Raw genomic sequence first — 16242 nt, 5'->3', positions numbered from 1 at the left:
GGGTGGCACCGCGACGGGGTCGCGGGCAGCGTCAGAAGAACGGAGGGATGGCCGAGTGGTTTGAGGCAGCCGTCTTGACGCGAAGGCCGCAGGCCGGAGCGAACATCGACCGCAGGTCGATGGTAAAACTGCCGTACGGCGCGCAGCGCCGGGGCAGGGCAATGACAACGGAGAGATGGCCGAGTGGTTTAAGGCAGCAGTCTTGAAAACTGCCGTAGGTGTAAGCCTACCGTGGGTTCGAATCCCACTCTCTCCGCCACTTCATTTGATGCCGTACGCCGCCATTCGGGGACTGCAATGCACGTGAAGGATGGCAACGGCTTCTACAACAAGATCATGGGCATGCTGTTCTTGTGGGCGGGCGGATTTCTCGCATACGCCTCGTGGGGCAAGCTGATGGCGTACGTAGGAACCGGATACATCGCGGTGTCCGCAACGGCCAAGATGCCTGCCGCCGAGGGGCCTCGGGCGCTGTTCGAAGTCGCGGTGATCCTCTTCTTCGGTCTTTGGCTTGCCGCTTCCGGGCTGCACATGTTCTTCAAGAAGCCGTGACCTGACTTGTAGGATGGGTTGAGCGTAGCGATACCCATCGTTTGGGTGTGTCTGATCGTGCGCGATGATGGGTATCGCTGTGTTCAACCCGTCCTATGTGGTGCACGGAACGCCAATCAGGGAGAAAACCATGAAAGCGCTCATCGTCGTTGCAGCAGGACTGCTCGCCGCGTGCGACGGGAGTTATCCCGTTGCCGAAGGATGCGCCACGGGCCTGGTGTGCATCGAGGTCTGGCAGGAGGGAGAGGAGGTGTCCTTCCAGATCACCAACAACACGGACGACATGGTGACGCTGCCTGAGTTCACCGGGCTCGGGACGCCCATGGGCCCCCACGCCATCGAGCTGTCGTCCGACAAGCCGCGTGTGGATGCACCGGTTAGATCCGCTGGCTTCCCGATCGCGGGTCCGCGCAGTGACACCGTGTTGCGGTCCCGGGGCTGGGCCGGATTCGCGTTGACGGCGGATGGCGTGAGGAAGGTCTACCGATTGTCGGAAGGCTGCCAGAACATCAATGTCGCCTATCGCATCAACCAAGGCGGCGCGCAGTACTTCCTCGGAAGCGTCCAAGGCGGAAGTGCAGAGCTTTGTTTGTAAGATGGGTGGAGCGCAGCGATACCCATCGTTTCGTAGTGTTTGATCGTCCGCGATGATGGGTAGCGCTGCGCTCAACCCATCCTACTTGCTGTATTCATCCACGAGCTTGATGAGTTCGCTTTCAGGCTCTACACAGCCAGCTAGGACTGTAAACATCACGAAGTTCGTTCGTAGGTGCTTCCTCCCAAGTGCGAGCCCGTAGCAACGTAGCTCGGGTAAGGCCAACGGCCGCACCCCGGTCTCCGCACTGCACGACCTCGGGCCCATCTCCCCGGCTGCGCTTCGCGTACCCGGGCTACCGTGTACGACTTTTTACCAGTGCGTGTCTGCGCCACGCGCGCGATGCGGCGGCTAGACTGCAGCGAAGATCTGTCCGGATGCCGCCCCGCATGAAACTCACCCCAACCCCCATCACCGCCGCTATTGCCGGCCTCTTCGCCGGCATCGTGATGCCGTTGCTCTGGCCGCACCTGGGCGAGGAGACGTTGAACTGGGTGTTCGCGTTCCTGCTGGTGGTTGCGCTGCCGGTGCATGCGCTGGTGGTGGGGTTCAACGTGCCGCGCGAATCGCGGGCGTCCGGGACGCTGGATGCCGCGTTGCTCAAGCGCGTGATGATCTGGCTTGCGACCGCCGTGGCGACGCTGGCGCTGATGAAGATCCTGCTGGCCTGACGCCGGGCTTGGCTTCGGTCGCTGATCCCACCCCATATCGCCTGTCGCCAAGCAACGCTGATCTTGGTGGAGAGCGACTTCAAGCGTCTTCAAAGAGGTTCCGAGTGTGGTGAGAGCGACTTCAGACCTCTTCAGAGAGGCTTTGTGCGTGGCAAGAGCGGCTTGAAGCCTATTCAGAGAGATTTTGCACCTGCCGAGAGCGGCTTCAAGCGTCTCCAGAGAGGCTTGAAGCGTGGCGAGAGAGGGCTTCAAGCCTCTTCAAAGAGGCACCGAGCGTCTTGAGAGCGGCTACCTGTTTCTCTGGAGACGCTTTCCGCCTCTCAAAAGCGGTGTGAAGGGTGGCGGGAGAGAGTTTCTGCCGCTTTGAAGAGGCGCGATGTTGCAACAGAGAGGCTTTCTGCCGCTCTCGTGGAAGCGGCCGGCTTTATGCGCCGGCGCGTCCGTGCTGACGCTGCGTGCAGAAGTGTGCGAGGCGCGACGTACACGAGAGCGCGCAAAAACAGCGATTTTCAGCCGCAGATTTAACATTCTTAACATTCCGTTGACCTCTCACTGTGAGATGCGGCCTACAATGCTGCATCGCATCAGTCGATGTCCGCGTCCATGCTTCGGGGACGGACGCACATCTGCAGCGCTTCTGCGCGCAGCGTGCCTTGGCACGCGGCACCCTGTTTCCTGCGCCCGTTCGCGGCGCCTTTCTTTCGATGCGATGACTTCCCCGCCGGCGTCCCTGTACGCCTTCGCGTCGTGCCTTGTGCGCGGCATCTCCCCCTTATGGAGTGCACCTGCATGAGCCTGCTGAAACAACCCGACCAACCGCTGCTTCTGGCCACCGATCTCGATGGCACCTTCCTGGCCGGCGATCCGGAAGCGCGCAAGCGCCTGTACCACCTGGTCGACGCCCATCCCGACGTCAAGCTGGCCTGGGTGACCGGCCGCGGCCGCGAAGCGATCCTCTCGCTGCTGGCCGATCCCGGCCTGCCCACGCCGGACTACGTGATCTGCGATGTCGGCGCCACCGTGCTGCGCACCGCCGACATGCAGCCGATCCAGCCGCTGCAGTCGCAGATCGAAGCGCGCTGGCCGGGCGAACACGTGGTGGCCGAGGCCATGCGCCGCTTTCCCATGCTGGTGCGGCAGGAAGTGCCGCAGGAACGCCGCTGCTCGTACTACTGCCATCCCGAACAGCTCTCCACCATCCAGGCCGAGGTGGAAGCCGTCGCGGCATCGCTGGGCTGCGAGGTGCTGTATTCGGCCGACCGCTACCTGGACATCCTGCCGCGCGACACCCGCAAGGGCAGCACCTTGACCGCGCTGGTGGATGAGCTGGACCTGGACCCCGCGCGCGTGCTGGTCGCCGGCGACACCCTCAACGACCTGTCGATGTACGGCGAGGGCTTCCCCGGCGTGTGCGTGGGCGAATCCGAGCCGGCGCTGGTCGCCGCCACGGCGGACATGGACAACGTGCTGCACGCCGACGCGCCGGGCTGCGGCGGCATCCTGCAGGCAATGGCGCACTTCGCGCTGATCGACACCGACGAGTACCAGCCCACGCTGCATCCGCCCGGCAAGGCCGAGCTGGTGATGGTCTACCACCGCCTGCCGTACGAGGAGCACATCGTCGACGGCCAGCGCGTGCGTCGGCCGCACAGTTCGCCGAACGGCATCATCCCCAGCCTGCTCAGCTTCTTCGGCGGCGGCCAGCCCGGCTCGTGGGTGGCGTGGACGGTGGACGATCCGAAGGCGCCGCCGATCGAGACGCGTGCGCCCGTGGATGCCGAACGCTATCCCGGCCTGACCGCCACCCATGTGCCGCTGACCAAGCACGAGGTGGACGTGTTCTACAAACGCTTCTCCAAGGAAGCGTTCTGGCCGGTGATCAACAGCTTCTGGGAGCGCGCGCGCTTCAACGAGGACGACTGGGACCTGTTCAAGCGCGTCAACCGCCGCTTTGCCGAGGCCGCCGCCGCCGAGGCAGCGCCGGGCGCCACGGTGTGGCTGCACGACTACAACCTGTGGATGGTGCCGTCGGTGCTGCGCGAGCTGCGCCCTGACGTGAAGATCGCCTTCTTCCACCACACCCAGTTCCCGTCGGCGGACATCTTCGCGATCCTGCCGTGGCGCCGCGAGATCCTGGGCAGCCTGCTGGCGTGCGACTACGTGGGCTTCCACATTCCTCGCCATGCGGAGAACTTCACCGACGCGGTGCGCAGCACGTTCCCGGTGGAAGTGACCCAGCGCGCCTCGTGCGCGCCGCGCTTCCTGACCTTCGGCTGCGCGGTGGGCGTGGAGGACATGGCCACCGAGTTGCGCATCGACGGCCGCACGGTGCGGATCGGCGCGCATCCGATCGGCACCGACGTGGGCCGCATCCGCGCCTGCCTGGAGACCGAGCAGGTGGCCGAGGACATCACCCGCATCCGCGACGAGATCGGCCGCCGCAAGCTGGTGCTGTCGATCGAGCGGTTGGACTACACCAAGGGCATCCTGCAGAAGCTGCACGCGTTCGAGCGCCTGCTGGACGAATCGCCGGAGCTGCAGGGCGAGGTGACGCTGGTGCTGGTGTGCGTGCCCGCGGCCAAGGAGATGACCGTGTACCGGCCGCTGCAGCAGCAGATTGAACAGGCGGTGGGGCGCATCAACGGCCGGCTGTCGCAACTGGACTGGACGCCGGTGCGCTTCTTCGCCCGCGTGCTGCCGTTCGCCGACGTGGTGGCGCATTACGCCGCCGCCGATGTCATGTGGATCACGCCGCTGCGCGATGGCCTGAACCTGGTGGCGAAGGAGTTCGTGGCGGTGCAGGGCCTGGACGGCGGCGATGGCGTGCTGGTGCTGTCGGAATTCGCCGGCGCGGCGGCCGAACTGAAGGGCGCGGTGCTGACCAATCCGCACGATCCGGCCGACCTGGCGCGCACGCTGCGGCAGGCGCTGGCGATGACACCGGGCGAACGCGAGGATCGCCAGCGCCGGCTGTTCGACATCGTGCGCCACCACGATCTGTCGCGCTGGGGACGCGAGTTCCTGGCGGCCGCGCGCGGCGAGGAAGAGGGCGCACATGCGGACCCGCAGACGGCCATCGCGGCTTAATGCATTTACCTTTGACTCCTCCCGTGTGAGTCGCGATAGTCACGTCACACACGGGGCAGGAGACCCACGATGCGCACGTTGATGATGCGGAGCATGGCCTGGCTGCTGATCGCGGCGACCGCGCTGGTACTGTTCGGCTTGCTGCAGGCACCCGAGCTCTGGCTGGGCCGCTGATTCGCGGATCCGCGGCTCACGACAGGCAAAAGAAAACCCGACCATGAAGGTCGGGTCTGAAAGGGGGAGTCCCCGGCTCCGGCAGTGCTGCTTGCTCAAGGCAGCGCCCAGTTCCATTGCAGAGCGGCCATTCGTGGCCTGCGCAGGGCGTGCTGCCGGGGACGTGGCTATCCTCGCCGATGGCTTTCACATTCACAGTCGGGTCTTGTCCCGATGTGCTGTAGGAAAAATCCTACCCGCCCGCGCGTCGGCTCAGCCGAACAGGCGGTTGACCGCGCCATAGCCCATGGCCTGCGGGTCGGGCAGGGCGGTGGCATCGGCATGCAGGAAGGTGTCGACCTGCGCGGCCAGCCGGCCGTACATCGATTCGGCCAGCGCCGAGCCGGTGCTGACGCGACGCACGCCCAGGGCTTCCAGCGCGGCGAGATCCTGCAACTGCGGACGCAGCATGGCGTTGAGCGGCAGGCCGCAGCGCACCGCCAGCGTGCGCAGGGCGTCGGCCTCGACCAGGCCCGGCACGAACAGGCCGTCGGCACCGGCATCGCGGTACAGCGCGGCGCGCGCCAGCGTGGTTTCCAGCCGCGCGCTTTCTTCGACCAGGCCGCGCAGGTACACATCGGTGCGTGCATTGATGAAGACATCCAGGCCCTGCGCGGCGCATGCCTCGCGGATGGCGCGGATCTTGGCGGCGAGCAGGGCGGGATCGCCGGCGCCGTCTTCCAGGTTGATGCCGGCCGCGCCGACTCGGACGACGCGCAGCACGGTGTCGGCGACGGTGGCCGGATCGTCCGCATAGCCGCCTTCCATGTCGACGGTCAACGGCACGGTGATGACCCGCGCGATGCCGGTGACCGCGTGCAGCAGGGCTTCCACGTCGAGCGTGTCGCCATCGGGATAGCCCTGCGCCCACGCCAGGCCGGCGCTGGTGGTAGCCACGGCGGGCGCGCCCAGGTGTTCGATCAGCCGGGCCGTGCCGGCGTCCCAGGCGTTGGCCAGGCGGAGCAGGCCGTGCGTGTGCAGGTGGCGGAAACGGGCGGCGGGCGAGGGTGTCATGGGCGAACCGGTGGTGGACGTCGGACCGACAGGGTGCCACGGCCCGGCGCGGTCGACTCACCGGATGCGGACAGCGTTACGGCCGCCGCACCCTCTGCATCACGCGCAGAGCTTCCAGCCCTCGAACAGCCGCCAGCGGCCGTCGCCGCCCTCGATGTTGATGGCGTAGTCCAGCCCTTGCTGGTGGCGCTGGTTGGCCAGTTTCACGGCGTAGCCGAGCGCGGCGCCCGGGCTTGCGAAATGCAGCGGCGGCGACTCGTTGATCGACAGCTCGTAGGAGCCGTCTTCCGCCGGGGCATGGAACAGGTCGAAGGTCATCATGGCAAGCAGAGTGCGGTGTCTGTGCGGAAACCTACGGGGCGCGCCGTGACGTGGACGCATAGGAGCAGGCTGCCGTTTCCGGGGATTAAGTCATGTGGAAACGGCGTGAGAAAACTGTGCGGTCCGACTGAACCGTCTACACATCCTCTTCGCATTGCCGTACGTAAAACGGCCGCCAGTGGTCGGGAAGACGGATCCACCCCCTCTGTCCCCCGCACACCCCTGCTACCGAGCCGCAAGGCTGACACCCAGGGCACCACGAGAGAACCGAACGCAGCTTCCCCGGACACCCCCTGTTCCGTGCTGCGCCTGGCGGTGGACCGCGAGTCCGACACCGTCGCCGCCCGGAGAGCCAGGCGTGTTCTCGCCCCCCAACGCAAACGGGCCCGCAAGGGCCCGTTCGTGTATCCGCAGCACGGTGTCAGTGGGTGGCGGAGGCGTCCCAGGCGCGCAGGCCCTGCTCGACCACGCGCAGGGCGTCGTCCACGCGCGCGCCGTCGAGTTCGGCGGTGGTGTCGCGTTCGCTGTGGATCACCTGCATCACCTTCGGCACCTGCGCCGGCTTGCCGCCGCCGAAGACGGCGAGGATCGGATCGATCTCGTCACCACCGACCAGCGAGAACGACACCGCCGGCCAGCCGGCCTTGAGGAAGGCCAGATGGTCGGTGGGCGGATACTTGTCGCCCGGCGCGAAGCCGAGCTTCTCCTGCGTGCTGGCGGTGCGCAGCGCGGCGACCAGCCGGCTGTCGCCCTCGGCGGCGGGCGTCATCATCCACAGCGTGTCGCCCCAGCCGAACACGTCGAAGTTGACGTACAGCGCCGGCTTCTCGCGCCCCTCGGTGGCGACCCAGGCGTGCGCGCCCACCAGACCCTTTTCTTCCAGGTCCCAGAACACCACCTGCACGCGATGGTGGGCCAACGGCTTGGCCTTCAGCGCCTGCGCCAGTTCCAGCACGGCCGCCACGCCGGACGCGTTGTCGGTGGCGCCGTGGCCGACCGGCACCTTGTCGTAGTGCGCGCCGATCAGCAGCAGCGGGGCGTTGTCGGGGCCGCCGAGATCGGCAACGAGATTCTCGCCGGCCTGGTCACCGCGCACGAACGCCTCGCGCTTCCACGCGATGCCCAGCGTGTCCAGGCGCGCGCCGATGGCGTCGCCGCGGGCGATGGTGCCGGTGCCCGCGCTGATCGCTTCGACCTGTTGCTGCCAGCGCTCCGACACCGTGTTGTCGGCCCAGGCCGGGACGCTGGCGACGAGGGACAGCAGCAGGGCAACGCGGACGCGATGGCGCAGATCGGACATGGTGGAATCCCCGTGGAAAATCCGAGTATGCCGCACGCACCCGGCGACTACACCCATGTAGTCGCCGCGCATCGATACAATGTTAATTGCGCGGCGACGGACGGCCCCTCTACGCTCGACCCGTTCTCCCCAAGGCATCGGCTTACATGACCATCCGCGTTTTCCTGATCGACGACCACGCCCTGGTGCGCACCGGCATGCGCCTGATCCTCGGCACCGATACGGAGATCGAGGTGGTGGGCGAGGCGGAAACCGGCGAGGCGGCACTGCCGCTGGTGCGCCAGCTGAAACCCGACGTGGTGCTGTGCGACCTGCACCTGCCGGGCTACAGCGGACTGGAAGTGACCGAGCGCCTGATGCGGGCCGACATCGGCGTGCGCGTGATCATCGTGTCGGTGCTGGAAGACGGTCCGCTGCCTAAGCGCCTGCTGGAAGCCGGCGCGTCCGGCTACCTTGGCAAGGCCGGCGATGCGGCGGAACTGATCCGTGCCGTGCGCGACGTGGCGCGCGGCAAGCGCTACCTGGGCAGCAACGTGGCGCAGAACCTGGCGCTGCATACGGTCGGCGGCGACGCCTCGCCGTTCGATGCGCTGTCCCCGCGCGAACTGGAAGTGGCCATGCTGCTGACCCAGGGCCTGCGCCAGGAAGAGATCGCCCGCCGCCTGAGCCTGAGCGCGAAAACGGTGAACACGCACAAGACGCGCCTGTTCGAGAAGACCGGCGTACAGGACAACATCGCCCTGGCCCGACTGGCCGCGCAATGGGGCCTGATGGATCCGACGCGCGCGCTCTGAGTGGGCAGGCGATGCATCCGGCGGTAGGGTCTTCCGTGCCGTCATTCCAGCGCAAGCTGGAATTCATTGCTTCTGCGCCGCAGCGCGTACCGCAACCTCAAGATCAAGATCAAGATCAAGATGGATCCCGGCTTGATCAGACGTGCGTCTGTTAAAAGCCGCCGGGATGACGGAGCTGGGATCGTCATCCCGGCGCAGGCCGGGACCTAGTGCCTTTCGCTTCCCACGCAGGACGATGACGCCAGTCACTGGGTCCCGGCTTGATCAGACGTACGTCTGTTAAAAGCCCCCGGGATGACGGGGCTTCCTTAGCCTTTGAGGACGTCATTCCAGCGAAAGCTGGAATCCATTGCGCTTGCGCGGCCGCACTCACCGCAACGTTGCGATCAGGATGAAGATCAAGATGGGTCCCAGCGTGACCAGACGTGCGTCTGTTGAAAGCCGCTGGGACGACGGTCCGGGATCGTCATTCCAGCGCAGGCCGGGACCTCATGCCTTTCTCTTTCCACGCAGGACAATGACGCTAGTCGCTGGGTCCCCGGTTTGACCAGACGTGCGTCTGTTAAAGCCGGCGGGATGACGGAGCTCTCTTCGTCTTTGGGGACGTCATTCCAGCGCAAGCTGGAATCCATTGCGCTTGCGCCTCAGCGCCCACCACAACGTCGCTGTCAGGATAAAGATCAAGATGGGTCCCAGCTTTCGCTGGGACGACGGGCGGTGATGATCCGGACGTAGGGTCGGGATATTCCAACTCGCCCAAGCCGTCATTCCAGCGGCTTTCAACAGACGCACGTCTGGTCACGCTGGAATCCATTGCGAGGATGGAGATGGGCGCGCTAGCGACCAGGCTGTGCCTGTGTCTTCGCTTCCATCCTGGCAGTACATGTCTGCAGCGAGTCCACCATCGTGTCGGCCAGCTTCGTAGCGCGCGTTTCCAGCGCAGCGCGAGATTCGCCTTTCGCAGGCACGCCCAGCACGGCGATTTCGTAGCGGCTGCCGCCGTGCACGAACAGGCGATGGACCGAAAGCGAGTACAGCGGTTCATCGGGTACGTTCAGCAGGGGACGCGTGACCGGGAACGGGCCGTCCTCGTTGCCGCCCTCGATGTTGAGCAGGCGCATCTCCACGGTAGAGCCGAAGGTCGATGTGCCGGTGCCGACCACATAGCGTTCCCCGGAGGTTGCCGCGCGGATGGCCAATGCGTTGTCCTGCTCGCGTTGCAACAGCCGCGCGTACTCGTCGGAGGCCGCGCGGCCATTCGGCAGGGTGGAGGTCACCACGTGTCCATGCAGGCCGTTGGTGTAGGCCAGGCGGTAGTAAGAGATCGCGCCCCCCCTGAGGGTGCCGTGCACGACGTTCTCGATGGGGCCGGCGTCGGGCATGTCGACGCAGTACACCTCCATGAAGGTCTGCTTCAACAGCTGTTCCCGCGTGTTGTCGGAGCCGCGCACGACCACCGGGCCTTCGGTCCAGGTGTAGACCTCGCGGGACTGGGCGCCGGCCGTGCCGGACATGCATGCAAGCAGTGCGATCGCCGCACAGCTCAGGGTGAAGGACGAGGCGACTGACTTCATGACAGGCATCCATGCACTGGGAACATGGAGGGACTGTAGTCGTATCGTTCCACCCTTGCCAACCCGCGCGACAGGGGGCTGAAACGACACTGGCCGCTTGCGCGGCCAGTGTGCTTTTACTTCCCGGAAGCGCCGCAGCGCGTCAGGCGCTGCGTTCTTCGGTGTCGTCGTCGTCCTGCTTGTCGTCCTGGGCGATCTCGTCCACCGGCTTGACCGGTGCGACCACGGGTTCGAACAGGCTGCGCGTGACCGACGGCGGCGTGTCCGCGTCGGCGACGAAGAACAGCGAGCCGGTGGCCGGGGCGCTGGCGGGCTTCGGCGCGGCCGGCGTGGGGGCCGGTGCGACGGCTTCGACCGGCGCCTCGGTGTCGGCGGTGGCTTCGTTGACCGCGTCGACCAGGTCGATCTGCACGGGCTCGTTGCGCACGGCCGCGACCGGGGCCTCTTCGACGGCTTCGGCCACGGCCACGGCTACGGGCGCTTCAACCGCAGCGATCACCGGGGCGGGCTCGGCGGCGATGTCGGCCTTCACCGTTTCGACGATGGCGACGGCGGCCGGGGCTTCCTGCTGCACCGTGGCGATCACCTCGGGCTGTGCGCGGGCGGCTTCCGCCTTGACCTCTTCGATGACCGCGACGGCAGCGGTGGTGTCGACCACGGCCGGGGCGGGCACGACGTCCGGCGTGGTGTCGACGGCGGCCGGTTCCGGTGTGGCGAGCACAGCAGCGACGACCGGCGCAGCCGGACGCGACTTCGGCGGACGCGGGGCGGCGACGGCCGGCTCCTCGTCGTCGAAGTCGAATTCGGGCTGCGAACGGTCGGCGACCTGGGCTTCGTCGTCGCTGCCGAGATCATCGGCCAGCAGGCCTTCTTCGCCGGCACCGGCTTCGCCATTGCCACGACGGCGGCGACGGCCACCGCGACGGCCACGGCGGCGGCGACCGCCTTCACCGGTATCGCCCTCGGCGGACGGTACGGCATCGCCCTCGACGGCGACGAGCTGCGTCGTGTCGAGTTCGGTCGCCGGCGCCTCTGCCGTCGGTGCGACGACGGGAGCAGCGGCGGGCGGCGCGATGCGTGCGGTGTCCTGCGTGGAGACCACGGCGGCGGCTGCCGCTGTTGTCGTCAGCGTCTCGTCAACGGCGGGCTTGGCGGCGGCGTCCTGCTGCGCTGCGCGCGGGGCCTGCTGGCGCTGGCCTTCCTGCTGCGGCTTGCCAGCCTGCGGCTGCCTGGCTGCCTTCGGCGGCTGCTGCGGAGTGCCCTGGCCGTTCTGCGGCTGGCTGCCCTGCGGCTTCGGCTGCTTCGGGCCCTGCGGTTCGTTGCGCGGCTTCTGCTGCTGCGCATTGCCGCCCTGGGCGTTCTGGCCCTTGTTGCGCTCGTCGCGGCGGTTGCCGTCCTGCTTGCCGCCGCGCGCGCCGTTCTGCTGGCCACGGCTGTCACGACCATCGCGATTCTCGCGACGGCCGTTGCTACCGCCGGTGCGGTCATTGCGCTGGCGGCTGTCCTGCTGCGGGCGGGCCTGCGGCGCGGGCGCCGAGGCTTCGCCACCGCCGAACAGTCGCTTGAAGAAGCCGACCACACCGCCCGAGGCAGGCGCGGCGACGGCCACGGGTGCCACCACCACCGGGGCGGGCGCAGGCGCGGCCACCGGGGCTTCGCGTTCTTCGCGCACCGGCGCGGGCTGGGCGTGCTTGACGTGGGTCACCGCCGGCGCGGCCGGGATGTTGAGCTGGGCCTTGGTCAGCGCATGCACCGGCAGCTTGCGCTGGGTGCCGCGGTGGTAGCTGGGCTTGCTGCTTTCTTCGCCCAGCTCGTTCTCGCGGATGCGGGTGACTTCGTAGTGCGGCGTGTGCAGCGCCTCGTCGGCGACGATGATGACCGGCGCGTCGTGGCGCTGCTCGATCTCGCGCAGCGCGCCGCGCTTTTCGTTGAGCAGGAAGTTGGCGATCTCGAGCGGCGCCTGGATCAGCACCTGCCCGGTGTTGTCCTTCATGGCGTGCTCTTCGGCCACGCGGATGATCGACAGCGACAGCGACTCGACGCTGCGCATGCGGCCGTGGCCTTCGCAGCGCGGGCAGACGATCTGGCTGGATTCGCCCAGCGACGGACGCAGGCGCTGGCGGCTCATCTCGAGCAGGCCGAAGCGCGAGATGCGGCCGATCTGCACGCGGGCGCGGTCGTACTTCAGCGCGTTCTGCAGCTTGTTCTCGACTTCGCGCTGGTGCTTGTTGCTCGACATGTCGATGAAGTCGATCACCACCAGGCCGCCCAGGTCGCGCAGGCGCAGCTGGCGGGCCACTTCCTCGGCCGCTTCCATGTTGGTGTGGAACGCGGTTTCCTCGATGTCGCCGCCCTTGGTGGCGCGCGCCGAGTTGACGTCGATGGCGGTCAGCGCCTCGGTCTGGTCGACCACGATGGAGCCGCCGGAGGGCAGGCGCACGTTGCGCTCATAGGCGCCTTCGATCTGCGATTCGATCTGGAAGCGGTTGAACAGCGGGATGTCGTCCTTGTACGCCTTCAGCTTGCGCAGGTTGTGCGGCATGACCTGCTGCATGAACTCGCGGGCGGTTTCGTACAGTTCGTCGGTGTCGACCAGGATCTCGCCCACGTCGCTGCGCAGGTAGTCGCGCAGGGCGCGCACGATCAGGCGGCTTTCCTGGTAGATCAGGAACGGAGCCGGCTTGGTCAGCGCGGCTTCGGCGATCGCCTTCCACACGCTCAGCAGGTAGTCCAGGTCCCACTGCAGCTCTTCGGCGTCACGGCCGACGCCGGCGGTGCGGATGATCACGCCCATGTCGTCGGGAATCGCCAGGGCGTCCATCGCCTTCTTCAGCTCGGCCCGGTCGTCGCCCTCGATGCGGCGCGACACGCCACCGGCGGTGGGCGAGTTGGGCATCAGCACCATGTAGCGGCCGGCCAGCGAGATGAACGTGGTCAGGGCGGCGCCCTTGTTGCCGCGTTCGTCCTTGTCCACCTGGACGACGACTTCCTGGCCTTCCTTAAGCAGCTCGCGGATGCCGGCCTTGTTGTGGTCGACGCCGGCCTGGAAGTAATCGCGGGAGATCTCCTTCAGCGGCAGGAAGCCATGGCGGTCGGCGCCGTAGTCGACGAAGGCGGCTTCCAGGGAGGGCTCGAGCCGGGTGATGCGGCCCTTGTAGATGTTGGACTTCTTCTGTTCCTTCGACGGCTGTTCGATATCGATGTCGTACAGGGTCTGACCGTCGACGATGGCCACGCGCAGCTCTTCGGCCTGCGTGGCGTTGATCAACATGCGTTTCATTGTGCGTTCCTCGCGCGCTGCTACCGCGCGGAACGCCATGGGGTTTCGCCTCTGGAACGTTGCACCGCCCCTTGCGCAGGCGCAGCGGGGCGGATCGGGTTTCCAGCGCTACGACACCACGGCAGGCCGCGGGAGCGCTTCTTTCTAATAGGTGTTGCAGGGCCGGCGGCAGCTTCCCTCAAGAGGTGGCGCCGCGCGGGACATGTTCAGCATCAGGTGCCGTCACGCACCCGGCGGTATCCGGGCCTGCCGATCAGCCGCTAACATGGCCGCCCCTGGGGCGGTGGCCGCGCACTTGCCGGAATCGCGGGGAGACGGGCTTCTGGCCCAACTGCAACTCCCTGCGAAATCAAACCCTTATCTCGCCCTCCGAGTGTAACAGAATGAATGGTTCCAACCCCAGCCCCCCCGTCGACAAACCGGCGGCAGGCAGCAAGAGCGCCGTGAGGACGGTCAAGGTGCCGGAGGACCGTGGCGGGCAGCGGCTGGATAACTTCCTGTTGGGCCAGTTGAAAGGCGCCCCGCGGAGCCTGGTCTACAAGCTGGTGCGCAGCGGCCAGGTGCGGGTGAACGGCGGTCGGGCCAAGGCCGAGCGCAAGCTGGAGGGCGGGGACGAGGTCCGCATCCCGCCGGTCAGTCTCAGTGAGGTCGGAGAAAAGGCCGCGCCGCCGGCCGGCTTCCTCAAGCGGATGGAAGCGGCCATCGTCTTCGAGGACGAGCGGCTGCTGGTGATCAACAAGCCCACTGGCGTGGCCAGCCACGGCGGCAGCGGCATCAGCCATGGCGCCATCGAGACGATGCGCGCGCTGCGGCCGAACCGGACGCTGGAGCTGGTGCACCGGCTGGACCGCGACACCTCCGGTCTGCTGGTGATGGCCAAGAAGCGCGCGGCCCTGTCCGAACTGCAGGCGTTGCTGCGCGAGGACAGCGAGGACGGCACCCGCAGCATCGAGAAGCGCTACCTGACCCTGCTGGTCGGGCGCATGCCCGACGGGGTGATGAGCGTGGACGCGCCGCTGCACATCGGCCTGCGCCAGGGCGGCGAGCGCCACGTGCAGGTGCATCGCGACGGCAAGGAATCGCTGAGCCACTTCCGCGTGCTGGAACGGCGCGGCGGGCACTCGTACTGCGAAGTCCGCATCGAGACCGGCCGCACCCACCAGATCCGTGTGCACGCCCAGCACATCGGCCATGCGGTCGCCGGCGACGACAAGTATGGCGACCCGGCCGTCAACAAGCGCCTGCGCGAGCAGGTGGGGCTGAAGCGCCTGTTCCTGCACGCCGCCTCGCTGCAGTTCGCCCTCGACGGCGGCAGGACGCCTTATGTGCTCAGCGCGCCGCTGTCCGAGGATCTGGCGGAGGCGCTGGAGCGCCTGGGCTGACTCAACCCGCGCCCTGGGCGAAGCACCGCGTCGGCTTCTCCAGCACGGGCGGGAAGGTGACCGGCACGTTGATGGTGTGGCTGACGGGATTGCCGTTGCGGGTGGCGGCGCGGAACTTCCACGTCTGGACTGCTTCCAGCGCGGCCTTGTCGAGTGCCGCGTTGCCGCTGCTCTGCACCTGCGCCACACGTGCCGGCACACCATCCCGCTCGACGGTCACCCGCAGGACGGTGGTGCCACCGTTGCCATCGCATTCGGCTTCCGGCGGATAGGCGGGCGGCGGCGTGTCGATGGCGGCCAGTTCGGTGGGCGCGATGAGCGGCACTGCCGGCTCTTCCTGCTTCTTGGCGCAGGCCGAGAGTGCAAGCGCGCCAGCAAGCAGCAGGACGGTGACGGGGGCGATGCGAAGTTCCATCAGGATTCTCCCAGCAGGGCGCTGGCCTTGGCCGCGCAGATGAAGTCGTTCTCGCTCAGGCCGCCCACGTCGTGCGTGGAGTAGCGCACCACGGCACGGTTGTAATGCACGCCCAGGTCGGGGTGGTGGCCTTCGGCATGCGCGACGAAAGCGAGCGCGTTCACGAACGCCATGGTTTCGTAGTAGTTGTCGAACGGAAACGTACGCAGCAGCGCATGCCCGTCCTCGACCACCTCCCAGCCGGGGATCTGCGGCAGCAGTTCGGTGATGCGGGCGGGCGGCAGGCGGTGCTCGCTGCCACGCAACGGCACGCAATGCGCGCGGGCGAGGGGGATGAGGTCGGACATGGCGCAACTCCTGCTGGGCGACCAGTCTGAATGAACCACGACGACCGGCCTGTGGATGTGAATGCCCGTCGGGCAGGGGGCTAGAATAGCCCGCATGATTCAGATTTCCGACAGCGCGCAGGCGCACTTCCGCAAGCTGATCGAACGCGAAGCCCTGCCCGGACTGGGCGTGCGCCTCAGCGCGGTCCATCCCGGCACGGCCCAGGCCGACGCGCGGTTGGAATTCGCCGAGCCGCGCGACCTGGCGGGGGACGAATGGGCCGTCGATTGCGACGGCTTCACGCTGTATGTCGACGCGGCCAGCGTGCACTGGCTGGACGGCGCCGACATCGACTATGTATTGAAGGGCGCCAGCACGCAGCTGACCATCAAGGCGCCGCGCATCAAGGGCGAAGCGCCCGGCGATGCGGCCTCGCTGGTCGAGCGTGTGCGCTGGGTGGTCGACAACGAGATCAATCCGCAACTGGCGTCGCACAAGGGACGCGTGGCGGTCGAGGAAGTCAGCGCTGAGGGCGTGGTGTGGCTGCGCTTCGGCGGTGGTTGCCATGGCTGCGGCATGGCCGACGTCACCCTCAAGCAGGGCATCGAGAAGACGCTGATGGCCCGCGTGCCCGGCGTCACCGCCGTCCGCGACGCGACCGATCACGGGACCGGCGATGCACCCTACATCCCGCGCGGCAACGCCGCCTGACGGAGC

General features: G+C 67.3%; 14 protein-coding genes and 1 tRNA gene. 8 read left to right on the top strand and 7 right to left on the bottom strand.

All coding sequences use genetic code 11. The annotated features are described in order from the left end of the window. The first annotated feature begins 169 nt into the window (after positions 1-169). From MMG85_RS01495 to ggpS, 5 genes are all read left to right on the top strand, one after another. Positions 170-259, top strand: a tRNA-Ser gene (locus MMG85_RS01495). A gap of 44 nt (positions 260-303) precedes the next feature. After that, positions 304-552, top strand: a complete 249-nt coding sequence (locus MMG85_RS01490) for a hypothetical protein (RefSeq protein WP_241044277.1) — start codon at positions 304-306, stop codon at positions 550-552. Between the two features lie 130 nt (positions 553-682). Further along, positions 683-1147, top strand: a complete 465-nt coding sequence (locus MMG85_RS01485) for a hypothetical protein (RefSeq protein ID WP_241044276.1) — start codon at positions 683-685, stop codon at positions 1145-1147. A 389-nt stretch (positions 1148-1536) separates the two neighbouring features. Next, entirely contained in the window at positions 1537-1818 is a 282-nt protein-coding gene (locus MMG85_RS01480; protein WP_241044275.1) for a hypothetical protein, read from the top strand. A 789-nt stretch (positions 1819-2607) separates the two neighbouring features. Then, on the top strand, positions 2608-4905 hold the full coding sequence (ggpS, locus tag MMG85_RS01475) for a glucosylglycerol-phosphate synthase (RefSeq protein ID WP_241044274.1): 2298 nt from the start codon (positions 2608-2610) through the stop codon (positions 4903-4905). Positions 4906-5331: 426 nt separating this feature from the next. Here ggpS and MMG85_RS01470 read toward each other — a convergent pair whose 3' ends face one another. The 3 genes from MMG85_RS01470 to MMG85_RS01460 form a co-directional block, all read right to left on the bottom strand. After that, positions 5332-6132: an isocitrate lyase/phosphoenolpyruvate mutase family protein gene (locus tag MMG85_RS01470; RefSeq protein ID WP_241044273.1), complete on the bottom strand. Its 801-nt coding sequence runs from the start codon at positions 6130-6132 to the stop codon at positions 5332-5334. Positions 6133-6231: 99 nt separating this feature from the next. Continuing rightward, positions 6232-6453 carry a hypothetical protein gene (locus MMG85_RS01465; RefSeq protein WP_055944655.1) on the bottom strand — a complete coding sequence of 74 codons (222 nt, stop codon included), beginning with the start codon at positions 6451-6453 and terminating at the stop codon, positions 6232-6234. A 421-nt stretch (positions 6454-6874) separates the two neighbouring features. Beyond that, the gene (locus MMG85_RS01460; protein ID WP_241044271.1) at positions 6875-7753 is read right to left on the bottom strand and encodes a M28 family metallopeptidase; all 879 of its coding nucleotides are present in this window, start codon (positions 7751-7753) and stop codon (positions 6875-6877) included. A gap of 146 nt (positions 7754-7899) precedes the next feature. Here MMG85_RS01460 and MMG85_RS01455 point away from each other — a divergent pair, with 146 nt between their 5' ends. Beyond that, the gene (locus tag MMG85_RS01455; RefSeq protein WP_241044270.1) at positions 7900-8547 is read left to right on the top strand and encodes a response regulator; all 648 of its coding nucleotides are present in this window, start codon (positions 7900-7902) and stop codon (positions 8545-8547) included. Positions 8548-9383: 836 nt separating this feature from the next. Here MMG85_RS01455 and MMG85_RS01450 read toward each other — a convergent pair. Together MMG85_RS01450 and MMG85_RS01445 are read right to left on the bottom strand one after the other, a co-directional pair. Next, positions 9384-10121 carry a hypothetical protein gene (locus tag MMG85_RS01450; protein WP_241044269.1) on the bottom strand — a complete coding sequence of 246 codons (738 nt, stop codon included), beginning with the start codon at positions 10119-10121 and terminating at the stop codon, positions 9384-9386. 142 nt (positions 10122-10263) lie between these two features. After that, positions 10264-13401 (bottom strand): Rne/Rng family ribonuclease, encoded by a 3138-nt coding sequence (locus MMG85_RS01445; RefSeq protein WP_241044268.1) that lies wholly within the window; start codon positions 13399-13401, stop codon positions 10264-10266. A gap of 383 nt (positions 13402-13784) precedes the next feature. Here MMG85_RS01445 and MMG85_RS01440 point away from each other — a divergent pair, with 383 nt between their 5' ends. Then, on the top strand, positions 13785-14783 hold the full coding sequence (locus MMG85_RS01440) for an RluA family pseudouridine synthase (protein WP_241044267.1): 999 nt from the start codon (positions 13785-13787) through the stop codon (positions 14781-14783). 1 nt (position 14784) lies between these two features. Here MMG85_RS01440 and MMG85_RS01435 read toward each other — a convergent pair whose 3' ends face one another. Together MMG85_RS01435 and MMG85_RS01430 are read right to left on the bottom strand one after the other, a co-directional pair. Beyond that, positions 14785-15198 carry an energy transducer TonB gene (locus tag MMG85_RS01435; RefSeq protein WP_241044266.1) on the bottom strand — a complete coding sequence of 138 codons (414 nt, stop codon included), beginning with the start codon at positions 15196-15198 and terminating at the stop codon, positions 14785-14787. Beyond that, positions 15198-15545, bottom strand: a complete 348-nt coding sequence (locus MMG85_RS01430; protein WP_241044265.1) for a 4a-hydroxytetrahydrobiopterin dehydratase — start codon at positions 15543-15545, stop codon at positions 15198-15200. Before MMG85_RS01430 ends, MMG85_RS01435 begins: the two co-directional genes overlap by 1 nt. Positions 15546-15639: 94 nt before the next feature. Between MMG85_RS01430 and MMG85_RS01425 the strand changes: the two genes are divergently transcribed. Next, a complete protein-coding gene (locus tag MMG85_RS01425; RefSeq protein ID WP_055944688.1) occupies positions 15640-16236 on the top strand; it encodes an NfuA family Fe-S biogenesis protein in 597 nt (198 codons plus the stop codon). Positions 16237-16242: the final 6 nt, after the last annotated feature.

Source organism: Pseudoxanthomonas sp. LH2527 (assembly GCF_022539275.1).
Taxonomy (GTDB): Bacteria; Pseudomonadota; Gammaproteobacteria; order Xanthomonadales; family Xanthomonadaceae; genus Pseudoxanthomonas_A.
This window is presented reverse-complemented; position numbering and strand designations above follow the sequence as displayed.

Bases quoted from the DNA above. Each gene is read 5' to 3' on its own strand.
- MMG85_RS01485 (WP_241044276.1), top strand. From the start codon at position 683: ATGAAAGCGCTCATCGTCGTTGCAGCAGGACTGCTCGCCGCGTGCGAC.
- MMG85_RS01480 (WP_241044275.1), top strand. From the start codon at position 1,537: ATGAAACTCACCCCAACCCCCATCACCGCCGCTATTGCCGGCCTCTTC.
- ggpS (WP_241044274.1), top strand. From the start codon at position 2,608: ATGAGCCTGCTGAAACAACCCGACCAACCGCTGCTTCTGGCCACCGAT.
- MMG85_RS01470 (WP_241044273.1), bottom strand. From the start codon at position 6,132: ATGACACCCTCGCCCGCCGCCCGTTTCCGCCACCTGCACACGCACGGC.
- MMG85_RS01465 (WP_055944655.1), bottom strand. From the start codon at position 6,453: ATGATGACCTTCGACCTGTTCCATGCCCCGGCGGAAGACGGCTCCTAC.
- MMG85_RS01460 (WP_241044271.1), bottom strand. From the start codon at position 7,753: ATGTCCGATCTGCGCCATCGCGTCCGCGTTGCCCTGCTGCTGTCCCTC.
- MMG85_RS01455 (WP_241044270.1), top strand. From the start codon at position 7,900: ATGACCATCCGCGTTTTCCTGATCGACGACCACGCCCTGGTGCGCACC.
- MMG85_RS01450 (WP_241044269.1), bottom strand. From the start codon at position 10,121: ATGAAGTCAGTCGCCTCGTCCTTCACCCTGAGCTGTGCGGCGATCGCA.
- MMG85_RS01445 (WP_241044268.1), bottom strand. From the start codon at position 13,401: ATGAAACGCATGTTGATCAACGCCACGCAGGCCGAAGAGCTGCGCGTG.
- MMG85_RS01440 (WP_241044267.1), top strand. From the start codon at position 13,785: ATGAATGGTTCCAACCCCAGCCCCCCCGTCGACAAACCGGCGGCAGGC.
- MMG85_RS01435 (WP_241044266.1), bottom strand. From the start codon at position 15,198: ATGGAACTTCGCATCGCCCCCGTCACCGTCCTGCTGCTTGCTGGCGCG.
- MMG85_RS01430 (WP_241044265.1), bottom strand. From the start codon at position 15,545: ATGTCCGACCTCATCCCCCTCGCCCGCGCGCATTGCGTGCCGTTGCGT.
- MMG85_RS01425 (WP_055944688.1), top strand. From the start codon at position 15,640: ATGATTCAGATTTCCGACAGCGCGCAGGCGCACTTCCGCAAGCTGATC.